Origin of the sequence: Erwinia psychrophila, assembly GCF_039023475.1 — a bacterium.
Taxonomy (GTDB): domain Bacteria; phylum Pseudomonadota; class Gammaproteobacteria; order Enterobacterales; family Enterobacteriaceae; genus Erwinia.
This window is the reverse complement of the sequence record NZ_JBCHVB010000009.1, coordinates 121341-129096: the sequence shown is the minus strand read 5'-3', so window position 1 is coordinate 129096 and position 7756 is coordinate 121341. Positions and strand designations below refer to the sequence as shown.

General features: G+C 53.6%; 7 protein-coding genes and 1 riboswitch. Of the genes, 2 read left to right on the top strand and 5 right to left on the bottom strand.

Going from position 1 to position 7756, the window contains the following annotated elements:
* Nucleotides 1-50 precede the first annotated feature (50 nt).
* Together murI and btuB are read right to left on the bottom strand one after the other, a co-directional pair.
* Nucleotides 51-902: a glutamate racemase gene (murI, locus tag AAH446_RS18405; RefSeq protein ID WP_342908120.1), complete on the bottom strand. Its 852-nt coding sequence runs from the start codon at nucleotides 900-902 to the stop codon at nucleotides 51-53.
* Complete coding sequence (gene btuB, locus AAH446_RS18400) at nucleotides 847-2721, bottom strand: TonB-dependent vitamin B12 receptor BtuB (protein ID WP_342908119.1); 1875 nt, start codon at nucleotides 2719-2721, stop codon at nucleotides 847-849. The genes murI and btuB overlap by 56 nt, the downstream gene beginning before the upstream one ends.
* A gap of 70 nt (nucleotides 2722-2791) precedes the next feature.
* A riboswitch (cobalamin riboswitch) is annotated at nucleotides 2792-2976 on the bottom strand.
* Nucleotides 2977-3100: 124 nt separating this feature from the next.
* On the opposite strand from btuB, the gene trmA reads away from it, so the two are divergent.
* Complete coding sequence (gene trmA / locus AAH446_RS18395; RefSeq protein ID WP_342908118.1) at nucleotides 3101-4201, top strand: tRNA (uridine(54)-C5)-methyltransferase TrmA; 1101 nt, start codon at nucleotides 3101-3103, stop codon at nucleotides 4199-4201.
* A 38-nt stretch (nucleotides 4202-4239) separates the two neighbouring features.
* Here the strand turns inward: trmA and AAH446_RS18390 are convergent, their stop codons facing one another.
* Together AAH446_RS18390 and fabR are read right to left on the bottom strand one after the other, a co-directional pair.
* On the bottom strand, nucleotides 4240-4599 hold the full coding sequence (locus AAH446_RS18390; RefSeq protein WP_342908117.1) for a YijD family membrane protein: 360 nt from the start codon (nucleotides 4597-4599) through the stop codon (nucleotides 4240-4242).
* 11 nt (nucleotides 4600-4610) lie between these two features.
* Nucleotides 4611-5252, bottom strand: a complete 642-nt coding sequence (gene fabR, locus AAH446_RS18385) for an HTH-type transcriptional repressor FabR (RefSeq protein ID WP_342908129.1) — start codon at nucleotides 5250-5252, stop codon at nucleotides 4611-4613.
* A 202-nt stretch (nucleotides 5253-5454) separates the two neighbouring features.
* Here fabR and sthA point away from each other — a divergent pair, with 202 nt between their 5' ends.
* Entirely contained in the window at nucleotides 5455-6855 is a 1401-nt protein-coding gene (gene sthA / locus AAH446_RS18380; protein ID WP_342908116.1) for a Si-specific NAD(P)(+) transhydrogenase, read from the top strand.
* Here sthA and oxyR read toward each other — a convergent pair.
* Nucleotides 6838-7755 carry a DNA-binding transcriptional regulator OxyR gene (gene oxyR / locus AAH446_RS18375; RefSeq protein WP_342908115.1) on the bottom strand — a complete coding sequence of 306 codons (918 nt, stop codon included), beginning with the start codon at nucleotides 7753-7755 and terminating at the stop codon, nucleotides 6838-6840. The genes sthA and oxyR overlap by 18 nt on opposite strands.
* Nucleotide 7756: the final 1 nt, after the last annotated feature.

Sequence of the window (7756 nt, the reverse complement as noted above, 5' to 3'; positions counted from 1 at the left end):
TGCTAAATGCAAAAAACTTTTCAACCGTCTACTTTTTACGCACAACAGCCTCAAACCGCCAGTTTTTCGAGCTTTGCGAAGCCATAACGCTTTAATACGGGCGTTAATTGAACAGCCTGAGCGGTAGTATCCAGACAGAAAGCCATATTATCATCACTGGAACGCGCATCAGGCGATGCCTTTTCCAATAGCCAGGCCGTTCTGCGGGCAATTGCCGCGCCGGAATCCACCAGCCGCGTTCCTTCGGGCAAAACCTGCTGGAGCTCTTCATTAAGTAATGGGAAGTGCGTACAACCAAGCACCACGGTGTCCGGTGGTTCCTTCATCCGCAGCCAGGGTTGCAGAATGCGCCGGATATCCTCAAGCGAAACCGGCTGTCCCTGTAGCTTAGCTTCGGCTAGTTCCACCAGCTCCGCTGAACCCAGCATCTCTGTTTTACATTCACTGGCAAAGCGCGCTACCAGTTCATGAGTATAAGAACGCTTTACGGTACCGCGGGTAGCCAGCAGACCAACAATGCCGTTACGCGTTAATCTTGCCGCAGGTTTGATTGCAGGCACCACGCCCACCACAGGAAAATTGAAGCGTTCACGGAGCGCGGGAAGGGTAACGGTACTGGCGGAGTTACAGGCGATCACGACCAGCGCCAGCGGATAGCGGCGGCTGACAGCCTCAACGATAGAGAGTACGCGCTCAACGATAAACGCCTCTGACTTTTCGCCGTAGGGAAAAGCAACGTTATCGAAGGCGTACAGGTAGTGAAGATCCGGCAGCAGTTGCCGGATTTCATCATAGACAGATAGCCCACCGACCCCAGAGTCAAAGACCAGGATAGTGGGACGTGCATCAGAAGGTATAGCTGCCGCTGAGGTAGTACTCCCTTCCTGGGGTTTGATAGCCATAGACCGTCTCATAATCTTTATCAAACAGGTTGGCTATTCTACCACGAACGGTCAGATGGGAAGTGAGCGGATATGACACGGCGAGATCCCACAGGCTTACGCCACCAAGTTTAACAGTACGACCTGCAGGGTTCTGTGAATACTCTTTATCATAGCGTTGCCCCAGATACTGATAACTCAGCGACCAGTCGAAATCGTAAATGACAGTATCGAGTTGATATTTCACCTGCTGCTTAGCGCGACGAAGAAGGATATCGTTAGTTTCGGCATTACGGGGATCGACGTAGTCGTAAGAAATTCGGTGGGAAACCAGTCCGGTCTCAAATGACGCTGTTGCTTCGACACCTTTAATAGTGGCTTTACCAATATTGTAATAACCGCTGGCCGCCGTGTCGTAATCAATAAGATGGTCAATATCGTTACGGTAGCCGGACAGACGCCATGTTACCGGCCCGGTTAATCCTTCAAACCCACTTTCCCATTGCTTGCTCTCTTCGGGATCAAGATTGCTGTTGCCCCCAAAGGCACCAAAGAGCTGGCCAAGCGTTGGCGCTTTAAAGGCTGTGCCGTAGTTTGCAAACAGGCGGTATCCATTCACAAACTCCCAGGCGGCGCTTGTCTGCCAGGTATTGTGCCAGCCATATTCTGAATGATCGTCGCCACGAAGCGCACCTTCCAGCGTGACAGACCCTAACATCTGTTGGGCGGTGGCATAAATACCGGTATTGGTTGCTTCGTGGCTGTCATTCACGGATGCAGTTCCGGGCTCAATGCTCTGCTTCTGCCAGTCTACCCCTCCGCTGATACTGCCGTTACCTACCGCAACATTATTTCCCCATTGCAGATTATATTGTTGGGAATCATCCAGAGATGTTGCTGCACCATACCGTCCGAGGCCCGGACTGTAGTTATAGTCTTTGGTATGGCTATAGCTGGCCGTCAGTTCAGACGAGTAGATATCATTGTGGAAGCGCAGACCGCCATCCCAGGTCTGACTGTAAAGCTGGCGTGTATCAACGTAGGTGTCTGGCTTAACATAAGTCGCGCTGCCGTCATAAGCCGTCCTGTTATCGTAGCCATAACCGCGAACGAACCCGCTAAACTCGTCATTAATCTGATGTTCTAAAGCGCCATAGATTGTTTTACTCATAAAGCCATCGCGATCTTTTTGCGGCGTATTACCAAAGGCATCAGGATAGTTCGCGACAACATCGTAACCTTTGGTATAGGTATAGTTACCGGCCAGCGTGACCCGCGTGTTCTCACCAAGCATTTGCTGGGTCGAACCGTCATAGGACTGGTAACCTTTCGAGCCGACCCCCGCAGAGAGCGTAGTGCCCGGCTTTTCCCGTCCAGTAATGATATTAACCACGCCGCCAATCGCATCAGAACCGTAAACGGCAGAGCGCGAGCCACGGATATACTCAATACGTTGAATCAGCGAAATCGGGATCTGGCTGAGGTCTGAAGAGCCACTGATACCCGCCTGATTAAGGCGAATACCATCTATTAGCACTAATACATGCCGCGATTCGGTTCCCCGGATAAACATGGAGCTTTGCTGACCCAGCCCGCCATTCTGCGCAATGTCCACACCCGGCAGGCGGCGCATGACATCAGTCACGCTTTTTGCCTGCCAGCGGTCAATATCCTGTCGGGTCACGACAGTCGTGGGAGCGAGTACGGAGGAGACAGGCTGGGCGAAACGGTTAGCGGTGGTCACCAACGTTGGTTCCGCCTCCTGTGCGAAGCCATTTTGCGCCCAAAGGGAAATCGCCGTTGCGCTAAAAGCCAACAGCGTGGTTTTATTATTGTTCATAGTAACTAGCATCCAAAAAATCATGCAGGATGCCGCAGGCATACGACCGATAGCACGCGATGACCGTATGAATTGCGACGTAATTCCGGCAGGTCTTCGGGCTTGGAGGTGTTTGACGGATAATGACTTCCCACTTATTTAAAGCAGTGTCTGCACAAGGCGCTCATCCCACTCTTCCTTACCGCTGCGCGTCAGCTCCAGCTTTTCACTGGATTCCCTTTTAACTGTAGTCAGGCCGGAAGCGCATTTTATGCGCAAAGAAAACAGAAATCCAGACACCCGGAAGTCCAAAATAACGGGAAGATGGACAACGCTGGACATTAGGTGACGAATCCCTACAATCGCCGGGCAATAAAGGCCCTTCAACCCAGGATATACCATGACGCCCGAACAGCTGCCGACAGAACACTACGATGCCCAACTTGATGAAAAGGTCAGCCGGCTTACGTCGCTGATGACGCCCTTTTCTGCACCGGACGTTGAGGTGTTTCGTTCGCCGGTCAGCCACTACCGGATGCGCGCGGAGTTCCGTATCTGGCACGACGGGGACGATCTCTATCACATCATTTTTGACCAGCAGACCCGCCAGCGCATCCGCGTGGACAGCTTCCCGGCCGCCAGTCACCTGATTAATGCACTGATGCCAAAGCTGATTGAGGCGCTGCGGGATAACCCCGTGCTGCGCCACAAGCTGTTCCAGATTGATTATCTCTCCACGATGAGCAATCAGATTGTGGTTTCCATGCTTTATCACCGCCCCCTGACGGAAGAGTGGCAGCAGGCCGCCGCAGTGCTGCGTGATGCGCTGCGTGAGGAAGGCTACGATCTGCATCTTATTGGCCGCGCCACCAAAACGAAAATTTGTCTCGATCGGGATTTCGTTGATGAATGTCTGCCCGTAGCCGGCAAGAAAATCGTCTATCGTCAGGTAGAGAACAGCTTCACTCAGCCGAACGCGGCGATGAATATTCAGATGCTGGAGTGGGCGCTGGACGTGACCCGTAATGCCAGCGGTGATTTACTGGAACTCTACTGCGGCAACGGTAACTTTTCGCTGGCGCTGGCACGCAATTTCCGTCGGGTGCTGGCCACTGAGATCGCCAAACCCTCTGTCGCCTCAGCCCAGTACAATATTGCCGTTAACGGCATAGATAACGTGCAGATTATTCGCATGGCGGCGGAAGAGTTCACGCAGGCGATGAATGGGACCCGGACCTTCCATCGCCTGGAAGGCATTGATCTGACCAGCTATCAGTGCGAAACCATTTTTGTCGATCCGCCACGCAGCGGTCTGGATGAGGAGACGGTAAAAATGGTGCAGGCCTATCCGCGCATTCTCTACATCTCCTGTAACCCGGAGACGCTCTGCCAGAATCTGGCTACGCTGTCAGAGACGCACAACGTAACGCGGCTGGCGCTGTTTGACCAGTTCCCCTATACGCATCATATGGAGTGTGGCGTACTGCTGACTCGCCGTTAGCAAACAAGGGGCGACGCCGGTCGCCCCTGTGTCGTCATTCAGCTATCTGCTCTTTTGCGGGAACGCAGCTTCAGTCCAATCCAGAACACCAGCGCAACCATCAGAATGGTCGGTACAAAATTGGAGCCGATATCAGGATATTCTGCCCGGACAATCGCGCTGTAAAGCAGGATACCCAGCAGAAAGAACGCGGCGGCAAGTCCGGGCATACCGTCCGGCATGGCGCGGTTCAGATAGCGTTGATGCAGGCACCAGGCGGAAAGACCAAGCGCGATAAGCGGAAAAACAGAGAATGGCACAAGTGAACTGAATAACGCTGAAAACGATCCGTTAATCGACAGTCCGGTTAAAAATGCCAGTAACAGCGTGCCTCTGTCCCGGTCGGGGGCTAAACTCATGTCACTCTCCTCTAGTCACGGGAAGTCAGCGTTACCGCCAGCCTCTCCTGTTCACGTCGATACCAGTAATACGCACCTTTCGAAATCATCCTCAGCTGTAGCACCAGGCGCTCTTCCAGCTGGCGACGCTGATTAACGTCAATATCCAGCGCTTCCGCACCGGCGTTGAAGACAATAATAACCATGGCTTCCGCCTGCGCTTCGGTGAAGCTTCGCGGCATGCGGTTTTCAATTTCCAGATAGTCGGCCAGTTCGGCAATAAAATGCTGAATCTCCCGGGCCACGGCAGCACGGAACGCGGCTGACGTCCCCGACCTCTCCCGCAAAAGCAGACGGAAGGCGTTAGGATTATTTCCGATAAACTCCATAAAGGTCGACACAGAGGTGCGGATAACACTGCCCCCTTTCGCAATGCGCTGACGCGCCTGGCGCATCAACTGTCGCAGCATCAGGCCACTCTCATCCACCATGGTCAGGCCCAGTTCATCAACATCCCGGAAGTGACGATAGAAGGAGGTCGGCGCAATACCGGCTTCACGGGCAACTTCACGCAGGCTGAGGCTGGCAAAACTCCGCTCGGCACTTAGCTGACTGAACGCTGCTTCAATCAGCGTACGCCTTGTCCTCTCTTTTTGCTGCGCTCTGATGCCCATATTCGCCATGATGCTGCCTGCTTGACTGACCAGAGCGGCACTATATCAAAAATTTCAGCGTACAGTCGCATCAACTTTGTGAATCCCTGTTAACACCCTCGTTTTGGTAAATGATGGCAAAAACAGCAGTTACAATTGGGAAGTGGTCAGCGAGATGTTAGAATATCGTTGAAAAATTGTATAAGAAATAGGACGTATCGGTATGCAACAGTCTTATGATTACGACGCCATCGTAATTGGCTCCGGTCCCGGCGGCGAAGGCGCCGCAATGGGTCTGGTGAAACAGGGCGCGCGAATCGCGGTCATCGAACGCTATCACAGCATCGGCGGCGGCTGTACACACTGGGGAACCATCCCATCGAAAGCGCTCCGTCACGCCGTCAGCCGTATTATTGAATTTAATCAGAACCCGCTCTACAGCGACCATACGCGCCTTTTGCGCTCCTCATTTGCTGACATTCTTAACCACACTGAAAACGTAGTGAGCCAGCAAACCCGCATGCGTCAGGGATTCTATGAACGTAATCGCTGTGAGCTGTATCAGGGCGATGCGCGCTTTGTGGATGCCAATACGCTTGAGGTTGAAAGCCCCGACGGTACGGTTGAACGCCTGACCGCAGAGAAATTTGTTATTGCCTGTGGATCACGGCCTTATCATCCAGCCGACGTCGATTTTACGCACCCGCGCATTTACGACAGCGACTCCATTCTTAATCTGCATCACGAACCCGGCCACGTTATTATTTACGGCGCTGGCGTTATCGGCTGTGAATATGCCTCCATCTTCCGCGGCCTGAACGTTAAAGTGGATTTGATCAATACCCGCGATCACCTGCTGGCATTTCTCGACCAGGAGATTTCAGACTCTTTGTCGTATCACTTCTGGAACAACGGCGTGGTGATTCGCCACAACGAAGAGTTTGAGAAGATCGAGGGCGTAAGCGACGGCGTCATCATGCATCTGAAGTCAGGCAAGAAAGTGAAGGCGGACTGCCTGCTCTACGCGAACGGGCGTACCGGGAATACCGATTCCCTGTCGCTGGAAAATATCGGGCTGGAAGCGGATGGACGTGGTCTGCTGAAAGTTAACAGCATGTATCAGACCGCACAGCCGCATATTTATGCTGTCGGTGACGTTATTGGCTATCCAAGCCTGGCCTCAGCCGCTTACGATCAGGGACGCATCGCGGCCCAGGCACTGATCAAAGGGGAAGCTACTGCGCATCTGATCGAAGATATTCCTACAGGGATTTACACCATTCCTGAGATCAGCTCCGTTGGGAAAACCGAGCAGCAGCTGACGGCGCTGAAAGTGCCTTATGAAGTCGGCCGCGCCCAGTTTAAGCATCTGGCCCGCGCGCAGATTGTCGGCATGAATGTCGGAAGCCTGAAGATCCTCTTCCATCGCGACACCAAAGAGATCCTGGGGATCCACTGCTTTGGTGAGCGTGCGGCGGAGATTATTCATATCGGTCAGGCCATCATGGAACAGAAAAACGGCGGCAACACGATTGAATATTTCGTGAATACCACCTTTAACTACCCAACGATGGCCGAAGCCTACCGCGTCGCTGCGCTGAACGGCTTAAACCGCCTGTTTTAGCGTTGTGCCCATATAGCCCTGCATATGGGCACGGATAGCGTCTGCCAGCTGCTCATAGCGGCTGCGCAGAGGCGATCCCGGACGATAGACCAGCGCTATGGTACGCTGTGGCTCTGGCTTATAGCAGGAGAGATAGCAGACGCCATCGCGTACCCGCTCTTTTGGCACGGCAAGCGCTGGCAGCAGCGTAATGCCGCTTCCTGCCGCCACCATGTTGCGCAGCGTTTCCAGACTGGTCGCGCGGAAATGCGTATCTTCATCCGCTCCCGCCTGAAAACAGAAGCCCATCGCCTGATCGCGCAGACAGTGTCCATCCTCCAGCATTAACAACTTTTCACCGGCCAGATCGGACATCGGTACCCGGTCCCGATCGTGCCATGGGTGATCCTGATAGATAGCCAGTTTCATCGGCTCATCAAACAGCGGCACTTCGATAAAAGCTTCAGACTCTTTTACCAGCGCCAGAATCGCACAGTCGAGCTTTCCGCTATCCAGCTGGGCGAGCAGCTGCTGGGTCTGCGCTTCGTGCAGGTACATTTCCAGTTTTGGAAAAGTTTTATGCAGCGAAGGCACAATCTGCGGCAGCAGATAAGGCCCGACGGTAGGGATGAGCCCAATATGTAACGGTCCGGACATCGCCTCGCCCTGCTGGCTGGCCATCTCCTTCAGGACTTTCACTTCGCGCAGTACGGTGCGGGCCTGATCCACCAGCAGAAGTCCCGCCTGGGTAAATAACACTTTACGGCTGGTACGCTCCAGCAACATCACGCCCAGCTCATCTTCCAGCTTACGGATTTGCCCGCTCAATGTTGGCTGACTAACATGGCAGGAATCCGCCGCCCGCCGAAAGTGGCGATGCTCCGCCAGCGCCACAAGATACTCAAGATCACGAATGTTCATC

Bases quoted from the DNA above. Each gene is read 5' to 3' on its own strand.
- btuB (WP_342908119.1), bottom strand. From the start codon at position 2,721: ATGAACAATAATAAAACCACGCTGTTGGCTTTTAGCGCAACGGCGATT.
- trmA (WP_342908118.1), top strand. From the start codon at position 3,101: ATGACGCCCGAACAGCTGCCGACAGAACACTACGATGCCCAACTTGAT.
- AAH446_RS18390 (WP_342908117.1), bottom strand. From the start codon at position 4,599: ATGAGTTTAGCCCCCGACCGGGACAGAGGCACGCTGTTACTGGCATTT.
- oxyR (WP_342908115.1), bottom strand. From the start codon at position 7,755: ATGAACATTCGTGATCTTGAGTATCTTGTGGCGCTGGCGGAGCATCGC.
- murI (WP_342908120.1), bottom strand. From the start codon at position 902: ATGGCTATCAAACCCCAGGAAGGGAGTACTACCTCAGCGGCAGCTATA.
- fabR (WP_342908129.1), bottom strand. From the start codon at position 5,252: ATGGGCATCAGAGCGCAGCAAAAAGAGAGGACAAGGCGTACGCTGATT.
- sthA (WP_342908116.1), top strand. From the start codon at position 5,455: ATGCAACAGTCTTATGATTACGACGCCATCGTAATTGGCTCCGGTCCC.